This window comes from Planomonospora sp. ID67723 (assembly GCF_015711605.1).
GTDB lineage: Bacteria > Actinomycetota > Actinomycetes > Streptosporangiales > Streptosporangiaceae > Planomonospora_A.
This window is the reverse complement of sequence record NZ_JABTEZ010000001.1, coordinates 114,461-137,848: the sequence shown is the minus strand read 5'-3', so window position 1 is coordinate 137,848 and position 23,388 is coordinate 114,461. Positions and strand designations below refer to the sequence as shown.

Genomic DNA, 23,388 nt, shown 5'->3' with positions numbered 1-23,388 from the left:
GCGGCGAGATCTCTCCTCAACGGACCCAGCCTCCCTGCACGAGCGGGTTCAGGACGGCGTCCACGGCCTGCTCGACCGCGATGCCGGTGGTGTCGACGACCAGGTCGGCGTCGTCGGGCTCCTCGTAGGGGGCGGAGATCCCGGTGAACTCCGGGATCAGCCCCGCCCGGGCCTTGGCGTAGAGCCCCTTGCGGTCGCGGCGCTCGCACTCGGCGAGCGGGGTGGCCACGTGGACCAGCAGGAAGTCGGCGCCCACGGCCTCGACCATGGTTCTGACCTCCTCGCGGGTGGCGGCGTACGGGGCGATGGGCGCGCAGATCGCCAGTCCGCCGTGGCGGGCCGCCTCCGCGGCGACGAAGCCGATCCGCCGGATGTTGAGGTCGCGGTCCTGGCGGGAGAAGCCCAGCCCCGCCGAGAGCAGGTGGCGGACCACGTCGCCGTCGAGGTAGGTGACCGTACGGCCGCCGCGCTCCAGCAGCGCGTCCCGCAGCCCCCGGGCGACGGTCGACTTGCCCGAGCCGGACAGGCCGGTGAAGAAGACGACCAGTCCGCGCCGGTGCGGCGGGCCGGGGAGCGTGACGGGCTCGGGGCCGGCCAGGTGCTCGGTCGCACCGTAGGCCTCGGCCACGTGCTCGCGCAGTTCCAGATCGACGGCGTGATCCTCGCGCGGGGCGAGCGGCACCACGGCCAGAGCGGTGACGGCGCCCCTCTCGCCGAGCCGGTCGCGGGCCTTCAGCGCGGCGCGGACCACCGCGGGCCCGCCCTCCCCGAACGCCAGCGGAAGCAGCAGGACCGTCGCCTCCATCTCCTCGGCGGTCGCGGCGATCTCCTCCAGGTCGTCCAGGGGTCCGCGCATGGTGACGGCCAGGACCTCGTGCCCCGCCAGCTCCTTGCGGACCTCCGCGGGGCTGCGGCGGAGCCGGGCGAACGGCCCGTGCTCGGCCGCGCCCAGGGCCTCCACCGGCCCGGCGGCTCGGCCGCCGGACCGGTCGGTGACGGTCAGGACGGCCAGTGGAGCGCCCTCGGGGTCGCGGAGCGTGATCCGGTCGCCGGGGGCGGCCGGATGGTCGTCGGGGAGGGTGAGCGTGACGGGGGCGGGCCACCGCGTGCCGTCGGCCAGCGTGCCGTGCTCCTCCACCGCGTGCGCCTCGGCCGAGCTCATGAAGCCCGTCAGGGGGTGGTACGCGCCGGAGAGCAGCAGCTCCAGATCGGCGAGCTCACGGGTGTCGGGGGTCCACTCGAAGGGCGCCGTCATCTGCTCCACATTCCCGATCGACTTAGTCGGATATGGTCACTCTAGCCATTCCAGTTGTGCCACATCAACCGAGTGACGTCAGACGAGTCGCGCGAAATGGTTCTCCGGCTTGCGGATGACCATGCTGATCTCGTCGTGCGAGGCGGGGAAGCGCCCGCCGGAGGCGGCCTCGACGGCCGAGCAGGCGGCGCGCCCCAGTGACCGGGCCGCCGCGGGGCCGCTGGACTCCAGGATCTCGTCGGTGACCATCAGCCCCCGGGCCAGGCAGAAGGCGTGGATCCCCTCCCTGGTGATGGCCGGGCCGTACACCGTGGGCAGCGGCCCGACCGTGCCCTTCGGCACGAGGCTGCGCCACAGCAGCCGCCGCACCAGCGAGGGGGTCAGCCGGTCGCACATCCCGTAGGCCGAGGACCGGTCGCGCATGCGCAGCAGGGCGAGGCCGCCCGGGCGCAGCCCGGCGAGCAGCCGGTCGAGCACGAGCTCGGGGTGGCGGACGCGCTCCAGCAGGAACGATATGCAGGCGACGTCGAACGAGCGCGGCGGCACCGGAACGGTGCGCAGGTCTCCCAGCGCCCAGGAGTCGAACTCCTTGCGGCCCGGCATGCTCGCCCGCACCGCGGGGAGGTCCTCGTCGACCCCGACGACCCGGGCCTGCGCCCGGTCCAGGGTCAGGCCGCTGGGGAATCCGCAGCCCGCGACCAGGACGTCGAGTCGCCGGCCGGTCACCTCGGCCCGGCGCTCCCGGATCCGTTGGTCGAACAGGTCGCTTCGGGTCATGGCGGATCGCACTTCAGTCATATCACCTAGAGTAGTGGAATAGATACAGTTCGTCACCTCTCCCCACTTCTTACGGATCCGGGGAGCGGGCGAAGTACCCTTGACCGATAACCCCCGTGCCCCGGCGGCCGGGGGCCTGTCGTGTTGCCGTCGTGGGGCTGTGGGCGAAACTGATGAGCCTTTCCGGATTGCTTGACCTTGTCGCGGGCGAGCCGAAGCTGGCCTCCGTCCTGGCGGATGCGCGGGGGGACGGCGTCCCCGGCGCTCCCGACGTGTCGCTCGTCGCCCCACCCGCGCTGCGGTCCTTCGCCGCGGCCGCGCTGGCCAGGGAGGCGGGCAGGACCGTCCTGGCGGTGACCGCGACCGGCCGCGAGGCGGAGGACCTCGCGGCGGCGCTGTCCAGCCTTCTCGACTCCGGCGGGGACAACACGGTCGCCGTCTTCCCCGCCTGGGAGACCCTCCCGCACGAGCGGCTCTCCCCGCGCAGCGACACCGTCGGCCAGCGCCTGGCCGTACTGCGCCGCCTGGCCCACCCCGTCGAGGGCGACACCGCGGCCGGACCGCTGAGGGTCGTCGTCGCCCCGATCCGGGCCGTGCTCCAGCCGATCGTGCGCGGGCTCGGCGACCTGTCGCCGGTACGGCTGCGCGCCGGCGACGACGCCGACCTGGACGCCGTCGTCCACAGGCTGGTGGAGAACGGCTACCACCGCGTGGACATGGTGGAGAAGCGCGGCGAGGTCGCGGTCAGGGGCGGGCTGCTCGACGTCTTCCCGCCGACCGAGGAGCACCCGCTGCGCCTGGAGTTCTGGGGCGACTCGGTCGAGGAGATCCGCTGGTTCAAGGTGGCCGACCAGCGATCGCTGGAGGTCGCGGGAGACGGGCTGTTCGCCGCGCCCTGCCGCGAGCTGCTGCTGACCGAAGACGTCCGGGACAGGGCCGCGGCGCTGTCCGCCGAGCATCCCGCCCTGGCCGAGATCCTCGACCAGCTCGCCGAGGGAATGCCGGTGGAGGGCATGGAGGCGTTCGCCCCGGTGCTCGCCGGCGAGATGGACCTGCTGATCGACCACCTGCCCGCACGGGCGGCGGTGTTCGTCTGCGATCCCGAGCGCATCCGGAGCCGGGCCGACGAGCTCGTCCGCACCAGCCAGGAGTTCCTGGAGGCCTCCTGGATCAACGCCGCCGCCGGGGGAGAGGCCCCGATCGACCTGGAGGCGGCGGCGTTCCGCACGCTGGAGGAGATCCGCGACCACGCCCGCGAGCTCGGGCAGCCGTGGTGGTCGATCGCCCCGTTCGGCGGGGACGACCCGGGCGGTGACGATCCGGGCGGGGCGCTGGTCCTGGACGCCCGGGAGTCGGAGGCCTACCGGGGCGACACCCAGCGGGCGCTGGGCGACATCAAGGGCTGGCTGGCCGACGAGAAGGTCGTCGTGCTGCTCAGCGAGGGCCACGGCCCGGCCGAGCGGATGGTCGAGCTGCTCAAGGGCGTCGACCTGCCCGCCCGGCTGGAGGCGACCCTCGACCGGGCGCCGGACCCGAAGGTCGTGCACGTCACCACCGGACTGGTGGACCACGGGTTCGTCAGCCCGTCCCTGGCCGTCCTGACCCACCTGGACCTGGTCGGCCAGAAGGCCTCCACCAAGGACATGCGCCGGCTGCCCAGCCGGCGCCGCAACATGGTGGACCCGCTCCAGCTCAAGCTCGGCGACCACGTGGTGCACGAGCAGCACGGTGTGGGCCGCTACGTCGAGATGATGCAGCGGACCGTGCAGGGAGCGACCCGCGAGTACCTCGTGATCGAGTACGCCAAGGGCGACCGGCTCTACGTCCCGACCGACCAGCTCGACGAGGTCACCCGCTACGTCGGCGGCGAGTCGCCCACGCTCAACCGGATGGGCGGCGCCGACTGGGCCAAGGCGAAGACCAGGGCGAAGAAGGCGGTCAAGGAGATCGCCGGAGAGCTGATCCGGCTCTACAGCGCGCGGATGGCCTCGCCCGGGCACGCCTTCGGGCCGGACACGCCCTGGCAGCGCGAGATGGAGGACGCCTTCCCCTACGCCGAGACCGGCGACCAGCTGGAGGCCATCGACGAGGTCAAGCGCGACATGGAGCGCCCGATCCCGATGGACCGGCTGATCTGCGGCGACGTCGGCTACGGCAAGACGGAGATCGCGGTGCGCGCAGCCTTCAAGGCGGTGCAGGACGGCAAGCAGGTGGCGGTGCTGGTGCCGACCACGCTGCTGGTCCAGCAGCACCTGTCCACCTTCGCCGAGCGCTTCTCCGGCTTCCCGCTGAACGTGCGGCCGATGTCGCGCTTCCAGACCGACGCCGAGGTCAAGGTCACGCTGGAGGGCATGCGTGACGGTTCGGTGGACGTGGTGATCGGCACCCACCGGCTGCTCTCCTCCGAGGTCCGGTTCAAGAACCTCGGTCTGATCATCATCGACGAGGAGCAGCGCTTCGGCGTCGAGCACAAGGAGGCCATGAAGCACCTGCGCACCCAGGTCGACGTACTGGCCATGTCCGCCACGCCGATCCCGCGCACCCTGGAGATGGGCCTGACCGGCATCCGCGAGATGTCCACGATCCTCACCCCGCCGGAGGAGCGCCACCCGATCCTCACCTTCGTCGGGCCGTACGACGAGAAGCAGATCGCCGCCGCCGTCCGCCGCGAGCTGATGCGCGACGGCCAGATCTTCTTCGTGCACAACCGGGTCGCGAGCATCAACAAGGTGGCGGCTCGCCTGCACGAACTCGTCCCCGAGGCCCGCATCGCCGTGGCGCACGGCCAGATGAACGAGCAGCAGCTCGAAAAGATCATGGTGGGGTTCTGGGAGCGCGAGTTCGACGTGCTGGTCTGCACCACGATCGTCGAGTCCGGTCTCGACGTGCCCAACGCCAACACGCTCATCGTGGACCGGGCCGACAACTACGGCCTGTCCCAGCTCCACCAGCTGCGCGGGCGGGTCGGCCGGGGCCGCGAGCGCGGCTACGCCTACTTCCTCTACCCGCCGGAGAAGCCGCTCACCGAGACCGCCCACGAACGCCTGGCCACCATCTCCCAGCACACCGAGATGGGCGCGGGCATGTACGTGGCGATGAAGGACCTGGAGATCCGCGGCGCGGGCAACATCCTGGGCGCCGAGCAGTCGGGCTTCATCGCGGGCGTCGGCTTCGACCTGTACGTGCGGATGATGGCGGAGGCCGTACAGGAGCAGAAGGCCAAGCTGACCGGGGCGGCCGAGCAGGAGGAGCGGCCGGACGTCAAGGTCGAGCTGCCGATCAACGCGCACATCCCGCACGACTACGTGACCTCCGAGCGGCTGCGCCTGGAGGCGTACAAGCGCGTCGCGGCGATCTGCACCGACGACGACATCGCGGCCGTGCGCGCCGAGCTCGTCGACCGGTACGGCAGGCCGCCCCAGGAGGTGGAGAACCTGCTGGCCGTGGCCCGCTTCCGGATCAGGGCGCGCAAGGCGGGGCTCACCGACGTCACCCTGCAGGGCCAGAACATCAGGTTCGCCCCGGTGACCCTGCGGGACTCCCAGCAGGTGCGGCTCCAGCGGCTCTACCCGAAGGCGCTGCTGAAGCAGGCCGCCGGCACCCTGCTGGTGCCGGTGCCCAAGACGAAGCCGCTCGGCGGGCAGCCGCTGCGCGACCTCGACCTCCTGCGGTGGTGCGGTGATCTCGTCGAGGCGATGTTCCTCGAGAACATGCCGGTAAAGTAATACGGCCTCTGTCGTGAAGGGATCGTAAGTGAAGTCGACTCGAGTGCGCGTCATCCTCGCGGTCGTGGCCGCGGGTGCCGCGCTGACCGCCTGTTCTCCGTCGCAGGCCGGCGCCGCAGCCATCGTCGGCGACCGGCGGATCAGCACCAGCGAGCTGAACGCCGACGTCAGAGAATACGAGAAGGCCATGAGCGAGGCCGGCGTCTCCCGGGGGCAGCTGCGCCTGCCGGGGTCGATCCCGCAGGCGGTGCTGGGCAACAAGATCTTCATCAGCCAGATCGACCAGATCGGCGCGCGCAGCGGCATCACGGTGACCGCGGCGGAGGTCGAGGCGCTCATCGCCCAGGTCCTCCAGCAGCAGCAGGGCGCCACGGTCGACCAGCTCGCCCTCAACAACGCCGTGCCCCCCTCGGAGCTGAACGCGCTGGTCCGCGCCTCCCTCATCCAGCAGAAGCTGATGGCCAAGTACGGTGCCGGGCAGGACGAGGCGTCCCAGCAGGCGGCGGGCCAGAAGCTGGCCGCCGAGGTGCAGAAGATCGCCCCGGTCACCCGCAGCCCCCGTTACGGCGAGGCCAACCCGCAGGCGCAGGCGCAGGACGGGTCCGACTCCTTCATCGAGAGCGACCGCTTCGGCGCGCTCCCCGGAGCCGCCGAGTCCCGGTAGCGCCGTGTTCCCGGCAGCGGACCGGAGCCGCCCACCGGCGCGCTCCGGGCCCGGGAACCCGGGTGGTGCCCGGCGGCCCCGGTAGCCTCGGGGGCATGCCGCTGATCGTCGTCACCACCTCGCCCCGGGTCGCGCCGGGGCTGCTCAGCCACCGCGCCTGGCAGGCCCTGTCGGAAGGGCCGGTCCGCACCGCCGCGCCGGACCATCCGCACCTGCCCTACCTGGCCGAGGCCGGGGTCGCCGTCGAGGTCGTGGCGCCCGACCCGGCCGCCCTGGTCCGTGAGGCCCAGGGCGGGACCGTGGTGTGGCTGGAGGCCGACGAGGCGCTGATGCGCTCGATCGGCCACGCCGCGGTGGCCCTGGAGGACCCGCCGGTGATCGAGGTCGTGCCCGGCTCCTACGACCTGCCCGGAGCGCGGCTGCTCGACCTCGTCGCGGTGATGGACCGGCTCCGCACGTCCTGCCCGTGGGACGCCGAGCAGACCCACGAGTCGCTGGCGCCGTACCTCATCGAGGAGGCCTACGAGGTCCTGGAGAGCATCGAGGAGGGCGACCACGACGCGCTCCGCGAGGAACTGGGCGACCTGCTGCTGCAGGTGGCCTTCCACGCGCGCGTCGCCCAGGACCGGGCCCGGGACCGCGACAAGGGCGGGTTCGACGTCGACGACGTGGCCGACGGCATCGTGGACAAGCTGGTCCGCCGCCACCCGCACGTGTTCGCCGCCGTCGAGGTGGACGGCGCCGACGAGGTCAGCGACAACTGGGAGACGATCAAGGCGGCCGAGCGCGCGGCCAAGAGCGGCGGCGACGCCGGCTCCGTCGTGGACGGCGTGCCGATGGGCCAGCCCGCGCTCTCCCTCGCCGCCCAGCTCCTGCGCCGCGCCGAGCGGGTGGGGATCCCGGCGGAACCGCCGGTCGAAGGGCTCGGCGGGCGCCTGTTCGAGCTCGTACGGCAGGCGCACGCGGAGGGGCTCGATCCCGAGGCCGAGTTGCGCGCCGCGGCCCGCGTCTACCGCGAGCGGATCCGCGCCGGTGAGTCCGCCCCCGGGGACGCCCCGTCCGGAGGGTAGCCGTCCGGGACCGGGACGGGCGCGGGCCGGGTGCGGACGCCACGCCCGGGAACGTCCGCTACGGGTGGCAGCCGTACCGGGAAGTAGGTCTCGATAGGCTTTTGCGGCAAACTGTCCTGCGACTTTAGGAGCGCTTCGTGGCTTCCATCGAGGGCGTACACGCCCGCGAGATCCTTGACTCCCGGGGCAACCCGACGGTCGAGGTCGACATCCTTCTGGACGACGGCAGCGAAGGCCGCGCGGCGGTGCCGAGCGGGGCCTCCACCGGCCAGTTCGAAGCCGTCGAGCTGCGCGACGGCGACGAGCGGTACGGCGGCAAGGGCGTGGAGAAGGCCGTCCTCGGCGTGACCGACGAGATCGCCGACGAGATCATCGGGTTCGACGCGGCCGAGCAGCGCAGCATCGACCAGGTCATGATCGACCTGGACGGCACGCCGAACAAGGCGCGGCTGGGCGCCAACGCCGTCCTCGGCGTCTCCCTGGCCGTGGCCAAGGCCGCCGCCGAGAGCGCCGAGCTGCCGCTCTTCCGCTACCTGGGCGGGCCGAACGCGCACGTGCTGCCGGTGCCGATGATGAACATCCTCAACGGCGGCGCGCACGCCGACACCAACGTGGACATCCAGGAGTTCATGATCGCGCCGATCGGCGCCGAGTCGTTCCGCGAGGCCGTGCGGATGGGGACCGAGGTCTACCACGCGCTCAAGGCGGTGCTGAAGGAGAAGGGCTACGCCACCGGCCTGGGCGACGAGGGCGGCTTCGCGCCGAACCTGCCGTCCAACCGCGACGCGCTGGACCTGATCCTGGTCGCCATCGAGAAGGCCGGCTACGCGCCCGGCCAGGATGTCGCACTCGCCCTGGACGTGGCCGCCTCCGAGTTCCACAAGGACGGCGTCTACACCATCGACGGCAAGGGCCTGTCCGCCGCGGAGCTGATCGCCTTCTACGAGGACCTCGTCGCGAACTACCCGCTGGTCTCCATCGAGGACCCGCTGGACGAGAGCGACTGGGAGGGCTGGAACGCCATCACCAAGGCCCTCGGCGACAAGGTCCAGCTCGTCGGCGACGACCTGTTCGTGACCAACCCCGAGCGGCTGTCGCGCGGCATCGCCGAGGGCACCGCCAACGCGCTGCTGGTCAAGGTCAACCAGATCGGCACCCTGACCGAGACCCTCGACGCCGTGGACCTGGCCCACCGCAACGGCTACCGCTGCATGATGAGCCACCGCTCCGGCGAGACCGAGGACACCACGATCGCCGACCTCGCCGTGGCCACCAACTGCGGCCAGATCAAGACCGGCGCCCCGGCCCGCTCCGACCGCGTGGCCAAGTACAACCAGCTGCTGCGCATCGAGGAACTCCTCGACGACGCCGCCCGGTACGCGGGTCGCGCCGCGTTCCCGCGCTTCCAGCGGTAGTTTCGCACCGTACGGCCTGCGCCCGCCCCGGCGGCGGGCGCACGCCGTACCCGCTACCGGACCTGAGGAGTGAGGGGGCGCCGGTGCGCTGGACCGAGGAGCGAAGGAGCCTGCGAGGGGGCGCCGGTGCACTGGACTAAGGAGCGAAGGAGCGCAGCGGATGAGTGACGAGGGAAGGCGCCGGTTACCGGCCCCCGAGCCGCGACGCGCAGCGACGCCATGAGCAGGGCGAGGCCGCAGCTGACGGGACGGGCCGCGGTGCTGGCGGTCGTCGTGTGCGCCATCGCCATGAGCCTGGCCTACCCCGTCAGGGAGTACATCGCGCAGCGCCGCAACGTCGCCGAGCTGGAGCAGCAGAAGGCGAAGCTGCTCGCCGAGATCAAGGCGCTGGACGACGAGAACAGGCAGCTCAGCGACCCCGCCTACCGCAAGCGGGTGGCCAGGGAGAGGCTGTTCTACTGCGAGCCCGGCCAGAAGTGCTACGTCGTCATGGACGACAAGCCCGCGCAGGACAAGGACGCCGCCCAGGAGAAGCAGGTCGTCGCCAGGCCGCCGTGGTACCAGACGCTCTGGGAGTCGGTCGAGGCCGTGGACAAGGGCAAGGGCAGGAAAGCGTCCGGGGGCTGACGGCCGATACCCTGGAGGCCGTCTCGCAGAGGGGGCCGGAGATGGTGGACGACCGTGACGTGGCGGCGGTGGAGCAGCAGCTCGGCCGGACGCCGCGCGGGCTGCGCGGGGTGGCGCACCGCTGCCCGTGTGGATTGCCCGACGTGGTGGAGACCGCGCCGCGGCTGCCGGACGGCACGCCGTTCCCGACGTTGTTCTACCTGACGTGCCCCCGGGTCAACTCGGCCGTCGGAACCCTGGAGACCTCCGGGCTGATGAAGGACATGCGGGCCAGGCTCGACGCCGACCCCGAGCTGGCCGCCGCCTACCTCGCCGCCCACGAGGACTACCTCGCGCGCCGCGACAAGGCGGCGGCCGAGGACGGCCTGGAACCACTGCCCCGCGGCATGCAGAGCGCCGGGGGCATGCCGGACCGGGTGAAGTGCCTGCACGCCCTGGTCGGGCACGAGCTCGCGGTGCCGGGGATCAACCCCTTCGGGCGCGAGGCGCTCGACGCGCTCGGCGAGTGGTGGGCCGACGGGCCGTGCTGCCAGGCGGACGAGGCGGGGACGACCGGCTCCGCAGACCCGGCCGGTCGGGAGAAGCAGCGTACGACCAGCACAGAGGAGAACGACCAGTGACCCGCGTCGCCGCGATCGACTGCGGCACCAACTCCGTCCGCCTGCTGATCGCGGACATCGAGCACGACTCCCTGCACGACGTCGAGCGGCTGATGGAGATCGTCCGGCTCGGCGAGGGAGTGGACCGGACCGGACGGCTGGCCCCCGAGGCCCTGGAGCGCACCTTCGCCGCGATGCGGAAGTACGCCGGGCTGATCGAGCGGCACGGGGCCACCTCGGTCCGCGTGGTGGCGACCAGCGCCACCAGGGACGCGGCCAACCGTGAGGAGTTCACCGGCGGCGTGCGGGAGATCTTCGGGGTCGAGCCCGAGGTGGTCAGCGGCGCGGAGGAGGCCGAGCTGTCGTTCTCCGGCGCCACCCGGGGCCTGGTGCGCCTGTCTCCCGAGACCGGCCTCCCCGCTCCGGACGGCACCCGCCCGCCGTACCTCGTGGTCGACATCGGCGGCGGTTCCACCGAGTTCGTGGTCGGCGCGGCGCATGTCGACGCGGCGCTCTCGGTGGACATCGGCTGCGTCCGGCTGACCGAGCGGCACCTGCGCGGGGCGGGCGACCCGCCGTCGCCCGAGGCCGTCGAGGCGACGGTCGCCGACATCGACGACGCGCTCGACCGGGTCGCGCAGGAAGTGCCGGTGGAGCGGGCGCTGACCCTGGTCGGGCTCGCGGGCTCGGTGACGACCGTCGCCGGAATAGCACTTGAGCTGGATGAATACGACCCGGATAAAATCCACCACTCCCGAATTCCGATAGGACAGGTAGAGAATGTCTCCCGCCGCCTGCTGAAGATGACGCACGCGGAACGGGCGGCGATCGGGGTCATGCATCCCGGCCGGGTGGACGTCATCGGGGCCGGCGCGCTCATCCTTGACCGGCTCATGGAGCGGTACGGCTTCGCCGAGGTCGTCGTCAGCGAGCATGACATTCTCGACGGGATCGCGTGGTCGCTGGCTAAAGCGTAACAACATCTGGACAAAGCGCCCTTAGTCAGGGTATTGGAGATCGTTCTGTTTTATGGTTAGGTAAAGAGGCTTTAGCGAGGCTTTGCCGTGGGGCCCGGCACAGCTGGTGTCGGGGCGGCAACCGTCTCCGGAGCGCACTTTGCTTCCTAACGAAACGGAGCACCCCCTCATGAAGTCCGGACTAGCACGCAGGCTAGCCGCGATGGGAGCCGGCGCGGCCATGCTGGCGACCATGGCAACGGGCCTGCTGGCCACCCCCGCAGCGGCGGCCAGCGGTTCCGCCCAGGCCGGGAAGACGACCTCCTCGGCCGCCCCGAAGCCGGCGGTCTTCGCCGGCACCCCCAAGGCGTCCTACAAGGGCGACTGCCCGACCCGGGTCACCTTCTCCTCGACGATCAAGGTGAAGGCCGTCAAGGGCAAGACCACCGTGGCCTACCGCTGGCTGCACGGTGACGGCTCCAAGAGCAAGGTCAAGACCTTCACCGTGGGCAAGGGCGTCAAGAGCGTCACGGTGAAGGAGACGACCACCTTCAAGGGCGACGTCAAGGGCTGGCAGGCTCTGCAGGTCCTGGCGCCGCGCAAGGCGACCTCGAAGAAGGGTTACTTCAAGGTCTCCTGCGGCGGCGGCGACCACGGCGGCAAGGAAGAGATCCGCCCGGTCATCGGCGCGCAGGCCTGGGTCGACGAGGGCAACTGCGAGGCCGCCCTGATCGGCCGCATCACCTCCTCCTCCCCGCGCCTGGTGCACTACCGCTGGGTCGTCAACGGCCACGTCGTCGAGCGTGACGCCGTCAAGGTCGACGGTTCCCGCAAGGTCGTCCACGTGATCCGCCCGGGTGAGAACCTGCGCGGCTGGGCGGTCCTGGAGATCGTGGACCCGATCCGCAACGAGTCCAACCGCGTCGGCTTCAAGATCTGGTGCAAGGACTGGTCGCCGAAGGTGACCGCGTCCGTGAACCACCTCGGTGACTACGAGGGCGGCTGCCCGGTCGACCGCACCTTCACCGGCACGATCAGCGTCTCGCACGGTCGCGGCCACGTGAAGTACCGCTGGATCCGCAACGGCGTCCCCGGTGGCTGGGAGAGCGTCTACGTCCACGGTTCCAGGACCGTGACGGACCCGTGGCGCGCCACGGAGTCCGGTACGGCCAGCCGCGCGATCGAGCTGTACCACGGCCCGACCACCGGCACCGTCACCAGCAAGGTCACCTGCAAGGCTCCGGTGACCGCGGTTCTGGACCTGAACGTCGTCCAGGACAACAGCACCTGCGGCGGTGTCGTGGGCAAGCCCTCGGCCAAGGTGACCGGCACCATCACGGTCTCCGGCGCGTCCGAGCTCGTCTACAGCTACACCTCCGGCGGCGTTCCCACCAAGGTCACGAAGACCGTCGGCGCGGGTGGCGGCACCTTCTCCCTGAGCGAGTCGGTCGTGGCGGCCAAGGGCTCGTTCACGGTGACCGTCTCCAGCCCGCAGTCGGTTTCCAAGACCGTCCAGTGGGACTACTCCTGCCCGGCCGCCTAGTCGAGCAGAAGTCCGAGAGCGCCTGATCACCAGGCCGCTCTGAAGCAGTGGGCGGCGCCCGCTCCGTGCGGGCGCCGCTTTTTTCGTGCCCGCGTTCCTCCACGGCCTCGGTGGCCCCGGTTCCTCCCCGGTGGCCCGCGCCGCGCATGTGCGGAGTGGTGGCACGATCTGGAGCATGACCTTCGTTCCTCCGGGCTCCGGGTGGCCGGGTGACCCCGCCCAGCCGGACACGCCCGTCGCGCACGACCCCGCGGAGGTGAGGGAGCTCGCGGCTGCGAGCCGTACCCTCGCCGAGCTCACGGCCCGGCAGTCGGTCTGCCGGGCCTGCCCGCGTCTGGTGGAGTGGCGCGAGGAGGTGGCCGCGGTCAGGCGGAGGGCGTTCGCCGAGGAGACCTACTGGGGCAGACCCATAGCCGGGTGGGGCGAAGACAGGCCGGAGGTCCTGATCGTGGGACTGGCCCCGGCCGCGCACGGCGGCAACCGCACCGGGCGGATCTTCACCGGCGACCGGAGCGGGGACTGGCTGTTCGCCTCGCTGTACCGGACGGGCCTGGCCGTACAGGAGACCAGCGTCCGCGCAGGGGACGGGCAGCGGCTCGTCGGCGCGCGGATGGTGGCCGCGGTCAGGTGCGCACCGCCCGACAACAAACCGCTGCCGGAGGAGCGGTCGGCGTGCTCCCCGTGGCTGGCCAGGGAGATCGAGCTGGTCGCCGCCGGCCTGCGGGTGGTGGTGGCGCTGGGCGGCTTCGCCTGGCAGGCGGTGTGGCCCGCGCTGAGGGAGGCCGGATACCTCCTGCCGCGTCCGCGGCCCGCCTTCGGGCACGGGGTGGAGGTGGAGATCGCCCGGGACGGAACTTCCGCCCGTCTTCTGGGCTGCTACCACCCGAGCCAGCAGAACACCTTCACGGGCAGGGTGACGGCGGAGATGCTCGACCAGGTCTTCATCAGGGCAAACGTACTGCGGGACGTGTGAATTCAATCACAAAGGGGAATATTTTCCGAACTTTCCTCTGAAATAGAGACAACTTCTCGCTAAATGAGCAAATTCACACCAAGTTAACGAGGGGTGGCCTGGCGCGAGCCGGAAGGCGGGACGTATGCTTGTGAAAGCTTTCACAAAGTCTCGGACCGTAAGGGGCGCCGAAGTGGACCGCAACTCCAAGCACATCGTGGTCATCGGTGGGGGCTACGTCGGCCTCTACACGGTGCTACGGCTCCAGCGCACGCTCCGCAAGGAGCTGCGCGACGGCAGCGTGCGAATCACCGTCCTCACTCCCGAATCCCACATGACCTACCAGCCGTTCCTTCCCGAGGCTGCGGCCGGCAACCTCTCCCCCCGGCACGTGGTCGTGCCGCTGCGGCGGGTCCTGTCGAAGGCGACGATCCTCAACGGCAAGGTCACCAAGGTCAACCACGGCGCCAAGACCGTGCTGTTCGAGCCGAACGTCGGCACTCCGCACGAGATCGAGTACGACCTCGTGGTGATGGCCGCCGGCTCGGTCTCCCGCACCCTGCCGATCCCCGGCCTCGCCGACGCCGCGATCGGCTTCAAGACCGTCGGTGAGGCGATCGCCCTGCGCAACAGGGTCCTCGGCCTGCTGGACCGGGCGGAGAGCGACGACGACGAGGTCCTGCGCCGCCGGGCGCTGACCTTCGTCGTGGTCGGCGGCGGCTTCGCGGGCATCGAGGCCCTGGCCGAGCTGGAGGACATGGCGCTCGACGCGATCCGCTACTACCACAACGTCTCCGCCGCCGACCTGCGCTGGGTCCTGGTCGAGGCCACCGACCGGATCCTGCCCGAGGTCGGCCCGGAGATGGGCCGCTGGACCGCCGAGCAGCTGCGTGAGCGCGGCATCGAGGTCAAGATGAACACCCGCCTGGAGTCCTGCGAGGGCGGTCTGGTCAAGCTCTCCGACGGCGAGGAGTTCGAGTCGGCGACCATCGTGTGGACCGCCGGGGTGAAGCCCAGCCCGGTCGTCAACGCGGGTGACCTGCCACTGGACGAGCGGGGCCGGATCAAGACGACCACCCGGCTGACCGTGGTCGGGGCCAAGGACGCCTTCGCCGCCGGAGACGTGGCCGGGGTGCCCGACGTGACCAACCCGGGCCAGTACTGCGCCCCCAACGCCCAGCACGCGGTCCGCCAGGCCAAGGTGCTGGCCGACAACATCACCCGCCACCTCCGCGGGCAGGAACTGGTCGATTACCGACACAAGTACGTCGGATCGGTCGCCGGACTGGGCCTGCACAAGGGCGTCGCCAACGTCTACGGCGTCAAGCTTCGCGGATTGCCTGCGTGGTTCATGCACCGCACCTACCATCTGTCGCGGGTGCCTACCTTGAATCGCAAGGTCCGCGTCATGGCGGACTGGACTCTGGCGCTGTTCTTCAAGCGGGAGACCGTCTCGCTCGGGGAGATCGAGGAGCCCCGTGCGGAGTTCCGCGCGGCGGCGACGACCTGAGTCCCGGCACCCGAGGATAGGGAGTCGCTGGGGTCTCCTCGGGGTTCGTCACTGATTCTCGTGTCCGCCCCCGGCCCCGGCCCGACCGGGAGGGGCCAGGGATGGGCTTGTCCGCGATCGCGGTGCTGGGAGTCGCCAGGCCGGGGGTGGTCTCCGAGGTGACCTCGGTGTTCACCCGGTACGGCGCGAACATCGAGGACTCGGCGATGACGCTGCTCGGCGGTCACGTCGCGATGATGCTGCTGGTCTCCGGACAGGTGCCGCCCGTCTCCGCCTTCCCCGGCCTCACCGTCACCGCCGCCGAGGTGGGCTCCCGCCGGGACCACGGCTGCGAGGCGGGCCTCGACTACGTCCTCACCGTCCACGGCCCCGACCGGCCCGGCATCGTCTCCGCGTTCAGCGGGGTGCTCGCCGAGGTCGCGGGGATCATCACCGGCATGACCACCCGCCTCTGCGGGCGGCTGTACGTCCTGATCGCCGACGTGTGGTTGCCGGCGAAGGTGGACGTGGCCGCCCTGATGCGCCGCCTGGCCGCAGTGGGGGCCGGTCTCGGCTGCGCGATCACCTTCCGCCCCGCCGAGGCGGAGGTGCTCTGATGTGCGGCACGGCGCGCGCCCGGCTGGACGGCGTCCTGGCGAGCGGCGTCTCCCGGCATCTGATCGGGGCTCCACACCCCGTGCTGACCACGCGGACGGTCCCCGTCGACCCCGCCGACCCCCAGGTCGTCGCCGGGGCGGCCGATCTGCTCGCCACCATGCGCCGCTCCCACCGCTGCATGGGCCTGACCGCCCCCCAGATCGGCCTGGGCTGGCGGCTGCTCTCCGTCGACGTCTCCCGGCACCCCAGGACCCGGTCCTGCGCCGGCGAGCTCGTCGTGGCCAACCCCCGCCTGGTGGCCGCCTCCCGCTGGGAGCCGGGCCGGGAGGGCTGCCTGTCGGTCCCGGGCCTCGTCGCGGAGGTCTCCCGCGCCACCCGCATCACCGTTCACGGCGAACACCCCGGCAGCGGCGCCCCCCTCACCGTCCACGCCGACGCCTTCGAGGCCCGCTGCCTCCAGCACCAGCTGGACCATCTCGACGGCGTGCTGTTCCTGGACCGGGTCGCCGGAACCCGCGCCGTCCACCACACCGGCCGTGGGCGATGAGGTGAGTGACATGACTAGTTACACACGAGTGTTCCGTTACGTATGATTGCGGCGCCCCCGTAGCCCAATGGCAGAGGCAGACCCCTTAAAAGGGTCGGAGTGCGGGTTCGAGTCCCGCCGGGGGCACTCCTGCCTCTCCCTCTAAAAGGGCCCTTGACCAGGGAAGACTTAACAAGAGATCATTTTTCGCTGTCCGGCTGCCCACGGTCGGCCCCGACCGGCTGCGGCCCCTTCGGCCGGATGCAGGCGCAAGACTCCGAGGGTTACCCAACTGTGATCGCCCTGCGAGAGCCTCCGTGACACACTGCCGGACGATCTCCTCTCGCGGTATCCACCGTTCGGTGGATTCTCGGATCAGCATCGTCGGCGGATGAGTATGACCGGCAGGTCGATTCGCCCCGGACGCGGGCGGAAGATCCTTGATCCATGGCAGTCATCGAAGTCACAGACCTCCGCAAGAAGTACGCGGACCTGACCGTTCTGGACGGCGTGTCGTTCTCCGTGGAGGAGGGCGAGATCTTCGGCATCCTCGGGCCGAACGGCACCGGCAAGACCACCACCGTGGAGTGCGTGGAGGGCCTGCGACGGCCCGACGGCGGATCGATCAGGGTCCTCGGGCTCGACCCGGTCAGGGACGCGCGCAAGGTACGCGAGCAGATCGGAGTGCAGCTCCAGCAGACCCAGCTGCCGGAGAGCATCAGGGTCTGGGAGGCCCTCGACCTGTACGCCTCCTTCTACGCCAACCCGCGCGACTGGCGGGAGCTGCTGGAGGAGTGGGGGCTGGCCGACAAGCGCGACGCCCGCTTCGGCAAGCTGTCCGGCGGCCAGCAGCAGCGGCTGTTCATCGCGCTGGCCCTGGTCGGCAACCCGCGGGTGGCGTTCCTGGACGAGCTGACCACGGGCCTGGACCCGCAGGCCCGCCGTACCACCTGGGAGCTGGTCAAGCGGGTCCGGGCGAGCGGTGTGACGGTGGTGCTGGTCAGCCACTTCATGGACGAGGTGGAGGAGCTGTGCGACCGCGTCGCCGTCTTCAACCGCGGCAAGGTCGTGGCGATCGACACCCCGGCCGGACTGGTCGGCGGCGAGCACCGGATGCGGTTCACGCTGATGGCCGGGGACGCAAGCGGCCGGGGGGACGCAGCCGACCTGGAGAACCTGCCCGAGGTGACCGACGTGTCCCGGGAGGGGAACCGGGTCGTCGTCACCGGCCGGGGCGACTTCGCCACGGCGGTCACCGCGCACCTGGCCCGCCACCACGTCCTGGTCAGCGATCTCCGCATCGACAAGCGCACCCTGGACGACGCGTTCACCGCCCTGACCGGCCGGTCCTTCGAGTAAAGGAATATGATCATGATGAAGCTCGCCGTCGTCGAGACCAAGCTGCTGACCCGGGAGCCCGGGGCGCTGTTCTCGCTGCTCATCCCGCTGTTCATCCTGGTGGTGTTCGGAAGCTCGATCGAGCCGGGGGACACCGTGCTGCTGCCGATGGCGCTGGCCATCGCGGTGGGGATGGTGGGCCTGTACCTGCTGCCCACCACCCTGGCCACCTACCGCGAGCGGGGCATCCTGCGCAGGTTGTCCGCCACGCCGGTGCGCCCAGGGAACCTGCTGGTGGTGCAGCTGATCCTGCAGCTCGTCCTCGCGATGACCGCCTGCGGGCTGCTGCTGGCCGTCGCGGGCACCGTCCTCGGCGCCCACCTGCCCGCCGGGGTGCTGTCCGCCGTGCTGGTCTTCCTCCTCGGTACGGCGAGCATGTTCGCGATCGGCCTGCTCATCGCGGCACTGGCGCCCAACGGCCGGACCGCCAACGGGATCGGGGTCCTGCTGTACTTCCCGATGGCCTACCTCGCCGGGCTCATGCAGCCCAAAGATCAGATGCCCGCTATGGTGGCCCGCATCGGGGAGTACACCCCCCTGGGCGCTTTCGGGCAGAGCATGCGGGAGGTCTGGGCGGGCGGTGCTCCCAGCCCCCTGCTGCTGGGAGTGCTGGCGGCCTACGCCCTGGTCGTCAGCATCGCGGCGGCCAAGTTCTTCCGCTGGGAGTGACGGATGACCGGCCGGCTCGACCGATGGGAACGCCTGCTGGAGCGCCAGATGGCGGCCCTGCCGTACGTCCTGCTGGCGGCCTCCGTGGTGCTCTCCCTGCTGACCGGCGCGACCCCCTGGATCACGCTCGGCCTCGCCGCTCTCGCGACCGTCTGGATGTGGCTGGTACCGCGGGGCGCGGTCTACGTGGCCGGGCTGGTGGTCCTGATCGGCGCCCTCTGCACGCAGGAGGTGTGGTTCGCGAGCTTCTTCGGCTTCATCGGCTTTCTCCACTCCTGGCAGTACCTGAACGGGAAGTGGCGGCTGGCCGGGGTGAGTGCCACGGCGGCGATCAGCGTCGCACGGTACAGCGGGGGCCTGCCCGAGCCCACTCCGTCCGCGATCTTCACCTACCTGTTCTTCACCGCCGCCATCGTCGTGGCGGTGAGCCTGTTCAGCTTCGTCGGGGAGGTCACCGCCGAACGCAGCGACGAGCGCAGGCGCATGGTGGCGCGGCTCGAAGAGGCCATGCGGGAGAACGCCGGGCTCCAGGCCCAGCTGCTGGTCCAGGCCCGAGAGGCGGGGGTACTCGACGAGCGGCAGCGGATGGCGGCCGAGATCCACGACACCCTCGCCCAGGGCCTGACGGGCATCATCACCCAGCTCCAGGCGGCGAAGCAGGCCGAGGACTGGCGGAGTCACGTGGACAACGCGGTACGGCTGGCCCGCGAGAGCCTCGCCGAGGCCCGGCGCTCGGTGCACGCGGTGGGCCCCGGCCAGCTGGAGGCGGCGCCGCTGCCCGAGGCACTGGAGGACGTCGTGGTCCGGTGGGGCGAGCTCAACGGGGCGCGCGCGGATTTCACCGTCACTGGTACGGTCCGTCCCATGCATCCGGAGGTCGAGGAGACGCTGCTGCGCACGGCGCAGGAGGCTCTGGCCAACACGGCCAAGCACGCCGGCGCGTCCCGGGTCGGGCTGACCCTGTCGTACATGGAGGACGTGGTCACCCTGGACGTGCGCGACGACGGCGCCGGATTCGACCCGGAGCGCGTCCCCGACGCCGGGGGGTTCGGCCTGACCGCGATGCACAGGCGGGTGAGCCGGCTGGCGGGCACGCTGGAGATCGAGTCCGAGCCCGGCGCGGGCACCGCGATCTCCGTGAGCGTCCCGGCGGTGACCCGTGCCTGAGACTCCCGCGACGCCTCCCCCGACCCCGATCCGGTTGCTGATCGTCGACGACCATCCCATCGTCCGCGACGGCATCCGCGGCATGTTCACCGGCGATCCGGGCTTCGAGGTCCTCGGCGAGGCCGAGGACGGCGCCCGGGCCGTCGCGCTCGCGGGGACGCTGAACCCGGACGTGATCCTCATGGACCTGCGCATGCCCGGGATGGACGGCGTCGCGGCCATCAAGGAACTCGCCCGGGCGGGAAACGCGGCCCGCGTCCTGGTCCTGACCACCTACGACACCGACCGGGACGTCCTGCCCGCCGTCGAGGCCGGGGCCACCGGCTACCTCCTCAAGGACACCGGCCGCGACGAACTCGTCCGCGCCGTGCGCACGGCGGCGCGGGGAGAAGCCGTGCTCTCCCCGTCGGTCGCCACCCGCCTCCTCGGCCAGGTCCGCACTCCCGCCGACCCGCTCAGCGCGCGGGAGCTGGAGATCCTCCACCTCATCGCCGAGGGCGGCACCAACCGGGAGGTCGCCGCACGCCTGTTCATCAGCGAGGCCACGGTCAAGAGCCACGTGCTGCACATCTACACCAAACTCGGCGTCAACGACCGCGCGGCCGCCGTCGCCGCCGCCTTCCGGCGCGGCCTGCTCACCACGGACGGCGGCTGACCGGACCGGCCGCCGGTCTCCGCGGAACCCGGGATGCGGAGGGCGAGACGTCGGGGAGAACGGCGGGGGCGGCAGGACGGGAGCCGCTCGTCCCGGCCCGGGAGGGTGTCAGGGTCGGTCCGGGTCGCTCGGAGCCGCCGGGAGCCGGTCGAGCGTGATCCCGAAGTGCTCGAGGTAGGCGGAGCGGAGTCCGGCCTCGTGCAGAACGTGTTCGGTGCGTTCGCCGTGTTCGGTGCGGATCAGCTTGTCGCCGCTGATCGTGATCCTCCCCCGGGCCGTTCGCATCGAACAGATCGTGGACCTGGTGAAGTGCGACCGGGGAGAGGTCGCCTGCCACCAGCACGTCGGAACGAAGTCCGCCAGTTCGTAGGGCCGCGTGATCAGCCGGTAGCCCTGGTCGCCTCTGTGCAGGACGTCGAGGTCTCCGTGGTCGCCGGGAGCGGGCACGATCTGGAACACGCCTCCGCCGTCCTGCTGTTCCGCGCGTTCGTCGAGCCGGATCGGCTCGTCGGCGAATTCGCCGAAACCGATGTCGACCAGCCACGGTTCGCCGAGATCGACGCGCAGCGCCAGGTGATCGAAGAGAGGCCCCGGCCGGGTGCCGTGGAAGACCCGGGCGGCCAGCATCGTCACCCGGTAGCCGAGAGCGGTCAGCAACTCGGCGAACAGCCCGTTCAACTCGTAGCAGAGGCCGCCGCGCCGACGGCTGACGATCTTGTCGAACAGGGCGTCGGGTTCGAGAACGATCGGCTCGCCGAGGTGGATGTCCAGGTTCTCGAACGGCACCGCCTGCAGATGGGCGAGCTGCAGGGCTCGAAGGCCCTCGACACCCGGCTCGGCGGGTCGGGCCGCGCCGATCCTCTCCAGGTATCGGATGATCTGTGATTCGTCCACGTGGCAAGCGAACCATGCGCCGCGCATCCGTCGGACCCTGTCACCGCCGGGACCCCGCAGTCGACGCACCGGCATCCGCAGCGGGCAGGCACCCGGACCAGGTCGGGGCCTGAGCTCCCGCCCGTGGCCGGACGGTGGACCGAAGCCGTCCGCGGCCCGCCGGTCAGGCGCGGGTCCCGGACTCGGAAAGTCAGCCGTCGGTGATTCCTGCCGGAAGGGCGGATCTGCCAGGAGAGCGGGCGGACCGGTCCGGTCGTCGCTCGCGCCTCCTCAGCGAATCTGCTGTACGGCGACCGCCCCCGCGACCAGCAGCACGGTCAGCAGCACGGTCAGCAGGACCGCCGGAGCGGTGAGCGGCAGGCCGCCCCGCCGGACCCGGCCGGCCTCCCGGCTGCCCCGAGCCAGCAGCCGCGCCGTGTCCAGCCGCTCGTCGCCGCCGACCAGGGCGAGCAGCAGCTCCCTGGAGGTGGGCCTCGCGTGCGGATCCTTGGCCAGAGCGGTGGCGGCCAGGCCGCGCAGCGAGGCGGGCAGCGGGCTCAGATCGGGATCGACCGACAGCACCCGGTGCATCAGCCCGCCCAGGCTTCCGGCCCCGAACGGATCCTCTCCGGTCGCGGCGAACAGCAGGACGCCGCCCCAGGCGAACACGTCCGCCGGGGCCCCGGCCCGCCGCCCGGTGAACACCTCCGGCGCCAGGTAGGCCGACGTCCCGGTCTCCAGCCCGGTCGCGGTCAGGGGTGCCTCGAACGGGCGGGCCGCCCCGAAACCGACCACCCGCGGACCCTCCGGGCCGAGCATCACGTTGTCCGGCCGCACGTCCCGATGGACCATCCCGGCGTCGTGGATCGCGGTCAGCGCGGTGGCGACGGCCGTGCCCAGCCGGCGCAGGTCGTCACCGGAGAACCGGCGGCCGTCGGCGACGGCCCGGCGCAGGCTCATCCCCTCGACGTACTCGCTGACGATGTACGGCCTGGCCCCGTCGAAGCCGGCCGCGATCACGCTCGCCGTGCAGAACGGGGCCACCCGCTGCGCCGCAGCCGCCTCCAGGTCGAAGCGCCGCCGCAGCTCCGGACCGTGCTGCGGGCCGGCGCGCAGCACCTTGACCGCGACCCGGCGGCCGTCCTCGGCGTAGGCCTCGTAGAGGACGCCCCGGCCGTCCGCGCCCAGCCGGCCCGCCAGCCGGTACGCGCCCAGCCGCCGCGGATCGCCGTCGATCAGTCCCCCCGCCAATGCCGTCCCCCGTCACGTGGATCCGTACCGCATCGTTGGATGCGCGGAGCGGCGACAAAGTTGCGCGGAAGATGGGTGAGACTGGAGGGGAGCCGGGAACTCCTGGCACTCGCCGTGCGTTGATGATGTCGGCGGTGGCCGTACGGCCACTCGCACGGGAAGATAGATACGAGCACGATACGGCCGTGTGATAACCGATCTAATAGTCTGATCGCGTAGGTCGCAGCGTGGAGGCAGCGATGGATAGTAAGAACCCCGTATTCGGCCGGATGTCGAAGGGGCAGCCCTCGGGTTATCCGACCCCGACCCCTGAGCAGCTTCAGGGAATGTACGACACCCCGTCGTACGCACCGCCCGCGCAGCGGACCATGACCATCGACGACGTGGTCGTGCGCGGCTTCATGACCCTGGGCACGCTGGTGGTCTCGGCCGCCGCGGCCTGGGTGCTCAACCTGGGCTGGGGCGCGGCGATCGTCGGCGTGCTCGTCGGTCTGGTCCTGGCCCTGGTCATCACGTTCAAGCAGAGCACCAACCCGGCGCTCATCCTCGGCTACTCGGTCGCCTACGGCGTCGCCGTCGGCGTGATCAGCCACATGATGGAGAGCCGATTCCCCGGCATCGTCATCCAGGCGGTACTCGGTACGGCCCTCGCCTTCGGCGGCATGCTCACCGTCTACTCACTGCGGATCATCCGGGTGACGCCGAAGTTCACCAAGTTCGTCGTGGCGGCCTCTCTGGGCCTGCTCGCCGCGCTGCTGGTCAACATGGTCGCGAGCTTCTTCATCCCCGGCGGGTTCGGTCTGCGTGAGGCCGGCTGGCTCGGATACGCGGTCAGCATCGCGGCGATCCTGCTCGGCTGCTTCTTCCTGCTCCTCGACTTCGACGAGGTCGAGCGGGGCATCCAGAACGGCGCGCCGGCGCGTTACTCCTGGCTGATGGCCTTCGGTCTGACGATGACCCTGGTCTGGATCTACCTGGAGATCCTGCGTCTGCTGAGCTACTTCTCGGGTGACGACTGATCGTCCGTGGAAAGACCCCGCCGGAGCCGCTCCGGCGGGGTTTTTTCTTGGGCAAGGCGGGGCATTGATGCACGAAAAGCGACCGAAGATCGACAACCTGTTACAGGCGCCTGTCGTCGGGTCTTGCTATCTGCGGTTCC

21 protein-coding genes and 1 tRNA gene are annotated in these 23,388 nt (G+C 71.1%); 18 read left to right on the top strand and 4 right to left on the bottom strand.

All coding sequences use genetic code 11. The features are described 5' to 3' along the window. Nucleotides 1-16: 16 nt before the first annotated feature. Together cysC and HS041_RS00595 are read right to left on the bottom strand one after the other, a co-directional pair. Nucleotides 17-1,255, bottom strand: a complete 1,239-nt coding sequence (cysC, locus tag HS041_RS00600) for an adenylyl-sulfate kinase (RefSeq protein ID WP_196438572.1) — start codon at nucleotides 1,253-1,255, stop codon at nucleotides 17-19. A gap of 78 nt (nucleotides 1,256-1,333) precedes the next feature. Further along, nucleotides 1,334-2,053: a class I SAM-dependent methyltransferase gene (locus tag HS041_RS00595; protein ID WP_196438571.1), complete on the bottom strand. Its 720-nt coding sequence runs from the start codon at nucleotides 2,051-2,053 to the stop codon at nucleotides 1,334-1,336. A 152-nt stretch (nucleotides 2,054-2,205) separates the two neighbouring features. Here HS041_RS00595 and mfd point away from each other — a divergent pair, with 152 nt between their 5' ends. From mfd to HS041_RS00510, 17 genes are all read left to right on the top strand, one after another. Beyond that, complete coding sequence (mfd, locus tag HS041_RS00590; protein ID WP_196438570.1) at nucleotides 2,206-5,757, top strand: transcription-repair coupling factor; 3,552 nt, start codon at nucleotides 2,206-2,208, stop codon at nucleotides 5,755-5,757. 28 nt (nucleotides 5,758-5,785) lie between these two features. Beyond that, nucleotides 5,786-6,421 carry a SurA N-terminal domain-containing protein gene (locus HS041_RS00585; protein WP_196438569.1) on the top strand — a complete coding sequence of 212 codons (636 nt, stop codon included), beginning with the start codon at nucleotides 5,786-5,788 and terminating at the stop codon, nucleotides 6,419-6,421. A gap of 95 nt (nucleotides 6,422-6,516) precedes the next feature. Beyond that, entirely contained in the window at nucleotides 6,517-7,491 is a 975-nt protein-coding gene (locus HS041_RS00580; protein ID WP_196438568.1) for a nucleoside triphosphate pyrophosphohydrolase, read from the top strand. A 137-nt stretch (nucleotides 7,492-7,628) separates the two neighbouring features. Further along, nucleotides 7,629-8,906 carry a phosphopyruvate hydratase gene (gene eno / locus HS041_RS00575; protein ID WP_196438567.1) on the top strand — a complete coding sequence of 426 codons (1,278 nt, stop codon included), beginning with the start codon at nucleotides 7,629-7,631 and terminating at the stop codon, nucleotides 8,904-8,906. 219 nt (nucleotides 8,907-9,125) lie between these two features. Continuing rightward, the gene (locus tag HS041_RS00570) at nucleotides 9,126-9,533 is read left to right on the top strand and encodes an FtsB family cell division protein (protein ID WP_196438566.1); all 408 of its coding nucleotides are present in this window, start codon (nucleotides 9,126-9,128) and stop codon (nucleotides 9,531-9,533) included. Nucleotides 9,534-9,574: 41 nt separating this feature from the next. After that, the gene (locus HS041_RS00565; RefSeq protein WP_196438565.1) at nucleotides 9,575-10,153 is read left to right on the top strand and encodes a DUF501 domain-containing protein; all 579 of its coding nucleotides are present in this window, start codon (nucleotides 9,575-9,577) and stop codon (nucleotides 10,151-10,153) included. Then, entirely contained in the window at nucleotides 10,150-11,109 is a 960-nt protein-coding gene (locus HS041_RS00560) for a Ppx/GppA phosphatase family protein (RefSeq protein WP_196438564.1), read from the top strand. The genes HS041_RS00565 and HS041_RS00560 overlap by 4 nt, the downstream gene beginning before the upstream one ends. A gap of 202 nt (nucleotides 11,110-11,311) precedes the next feature. After that, nucleotides 11,312-12,631: a hypothetical protein gene (locus tag HS041_RS00555; protein ID WP_196438563.1), complete on the top strand. Its 1,320-nt coding sequence runs from the start codon at nucleotides 11,312-11,314 to the stop codon at nucleotides 12,629-12,631. Between the two features lie 175 nt (nucleotides 12,632-12,806). After that, nucleotides 12,807-13,604: a uracil-DNA glycosylase gene (locus HS041_RS00550; RefSeq protein ID WP_196438562.1), complete on the top strand. Its 798-nt coding sequence runs from the start codon at nucleotides 12,807-12,809 to the stop codon at nucleotides 13,602-13,604. A 124-nt stretch (nucleotides 13,605-13,728) separates the two neighbouring features. After that, nucleotides 13,729-15,093, top strand: a complete 1,365-nt coding sequence (locus HS041_RS00545; RefSeq protein WP_230878368.1) for an NAD(P)/FAD-dependent oxidoreductase — start codon at nucleotides 13,729-13,731, stop codon at nucleotides 15,091-15,093. A gap of 101 nt (nucleotides 15,094-15,194) precedes the next feature. Further along, nucleotides 15,195-15,689, top strand: a complete 495-nt coding sequence (locus tag HS041_RS00540; protein ID WP_196438560.1) for a glycine cleavage system transcriptional repressor — start codon at nucleotides 15,195-15,197, stop codon at nucleotides 15,687-15,689. Next, a complete protein-coding gene (locus tag HS041_RS00535) occupies nucleotides 15,689-16,237 on the top strand; it encodes a peptide deformylase (RefSeq protein ID WP_196438559.1) in 549 nt (182 codons plus the stop codon). Before HS041_RS00540 ends, HS041_RS00535 begins: the two co-directional genes overlap by 1 nt. A gap of 53 nt (nucleotides 16,238-16,290) precedes the next feature. After that, nucleotides 16,291-16,363: transfer RNA gene (locus HS041_RS00530), tRNA-Leu, on the top strand. Between the two features lie 300 nt (nucleotides 16,364-16,663). After that, on the top strand, nucleotides 16,664-17,575 hold the full coding sequence (locus HS041_RS00525; protein ID WP_196438558.1) for an ABC transporter ATP-binding protein: 912 nt from the start codon (nucleotides 16,664-16,666) through the stop codon (nucleotides 17,573-17,575). Between the two features lie 12 nt (nucleotides 17,576-17,587). Continuing rightward, the gene (locus HS041_RS00520; RefSeq protein WP_230878367.1) at nucleotides 17,588-18,283 is read left to right on the top strand and encodes an ABC transporter permease; all 696 of its coding nucleotides are present in this window, start codon (nucleotides 17,588-17,590) and stop codon (nucleotides 18,281-18,283) included. A 3-nt stretch (nucleotides 18,284-18,286) separates the two neighbouring features. Next, on the top strand, nucleotides 18,287-19,450 hold the full coding sequence (locus HS041_RS00515; protein WP_196438557.1) for a sensor histidine kinase: 1,164 nt from the start codon (nucleotides 18,287-18,289) through the stop codon (nucleotides 19,448-19,450). Further along, complete coding sequence (locus tag HS041_RS00510; RefSeq protein ID WP_307845115.1) at nucleotides 19,443-20,105, top strand: response regulator; 663 nt, start codon at nucleotides 19,443-19,445, stop codon at nucleotides 20,103-20,105. Before HS041_RS00515 ends, HS041_RS00510 begins: the two co-directional genes overlap by 8 nt. A gap of 108 nt (nucleotides 20,106-20,213) precedes the next feature. Here HS041_RS00510 and HS041_RS00505 read toward each other — a convergent pair whose 3' ends face one another. Together HS041_RS00505 and HS041_RS00500 are read right to left on the bottom strand one after the other, a co-directional pair. Next, complete coding sequence (locus tag HS041_RS00505; protein ID WP_307845114.1) at nucleotides 20,214-20,999, bottom strand: arylamine N-acetyltransferase family protein; 786 nt, start codon at nucleotides 20,997-20,999, stop codon at nucleotides 20,214-20,216. Between the two features lie 270 nt (nucleotides 21,000-21,269). Next, nucleotides 21,270-22,229, bottom strand: coding sequence for a serine/threonine-protein kinase (locus tag HS041_RS00500; protein WP_196438556.1), 960 nt, complete (start codon nucleotides 22,227-22,229; stop codon nucleotides 21,270-21,272). Between the two features lie 239 nt (nucleotides 22,230-22,468). Between HS041_RS00500 and HS041_RS00495 the strand changes: the two genes are divergently transcribed. Further along, a complete protein-coding gene (locus HS041_RS00495) occupies nucleotides 22,469-23,248 on the top strand; it encodes a Bax inhibitor-1/YccA family protein (RefSeq protein ID WP_196438555.1) in 780 nt (259 codons plus the stop codon). The last annotated feature ends 140 nt before the right edge of the window (nucleotides 23,249-23,388 follow it).

Excerpts from the sequence above, each read along its gene's own strand:
- HS041_RS00535 (WP_196438559.1), top strand. The coding sequence starts at position 15,689 with ATGTGCGGCACGGCGCGCGCCCGGCTGGACGGCGTCCTGGCGAGCGGC.
- HS041_RS00570 (WP_196438566.1), top strand. The coding sequence starts at position 9,126 with ATGAGCAGGGCGAGGCCGCAGCTGACGGGACGGGCCGCGGTGCTGGCG.
- HS041_RS00595 (WP_196438571.1), bottom strand. The coding sequence starts at position 2,053 with ATGACTGAAGTGCGATCCGCCATGACCCGAAGCGACCTGTTCGACCAA.
- HS041_RS00555 (WP_196438563.1), top strand. The coding sequence starts at position 11,312 with ATGGGAGCCGGCGCGGCCATGCTGGCGACCATGGCAACGGGCCTGCTG.
- HS041_RS00520 (WP_230878367.1), top strand. The coding sequence starts at position 17,588 with ATGATGAAGCTCGCCGTCGTCGAGACCAAGCTGCTGACCCGGGAGCCC.
- HS041_RS00565 (WP_196438565.1), top strand. The coding sequence starts at position 9,575 with ATGGTGGACGACCGTGACGTGGCGGCGGTGGAGCAGCAGCTCGGCCGG.
- HS041_RS00525 (WP_196438558.1), top strand. The coding sequence starts at position 16,664 with ATGGCAGTCATCGAAGTCACAGACCTCCGCAAGAAGTACGCGGACCTG.
- HS041_RS00550 (WP_196438562.1), top strand. The coding sequence starts at position 12,807 with ATGACCTTCGTTCCTCCGGGCTCCGGGTGGCCGGGTGACCCCGCCCAG.
- HS041_RS00540 (WP_196438560.1), top strand. The coding sequence starts at position 15,195 with ATGGGCTTGTCCGCGATCGCGGTGCTGGGAGTCGCCAGGCCGGGGGTG.
- cysC (WP_196438572.1), bottom strand. The coding sequence starts at position 1,255 with ATGACGGCGCCCTTCGAGTGGACCCCCGACACCCGTGAGCTCGCCGAT.
- HS041_RS00545 (WP_230878368.1), top strand. The coding sequence starts at position 13,729 with ATGCTTGTGAAAGCTTTCACAAAGTCTCGGACCGTAAGGGGCGCCGAA.
- HS041_RS00495 (WP_196438555.1), top strand. The coding sequence starts at position 22,469 with ATGGATAGTAAGAACCCCGTATTCGGCCGGATGTCGAAGGGGCAGCCC.
- mfd (WP_196438570.1), top strand. The coding sequence starts at position 2,206 with ATGAGCCTTTCCGGATTGCTTGACCTTGTCGCGGGCGAGCCGAAGCTG.
- HS041_RS00580 (WP_196438568.1), top strand. The coding sequence starts at position 6,517 with ATGCCGCTGATCGTCGTCACCACCTCGCCCCGGGTCGCGCCGGGGCTG.
- HS041_RS00515 (WP_196438557.1), top strand. The coding sequence starts at position 18,287 with ATGACCGGCCGGCTCGACCGATGGGAACGCCTGCTGGAGCGCCAGATG.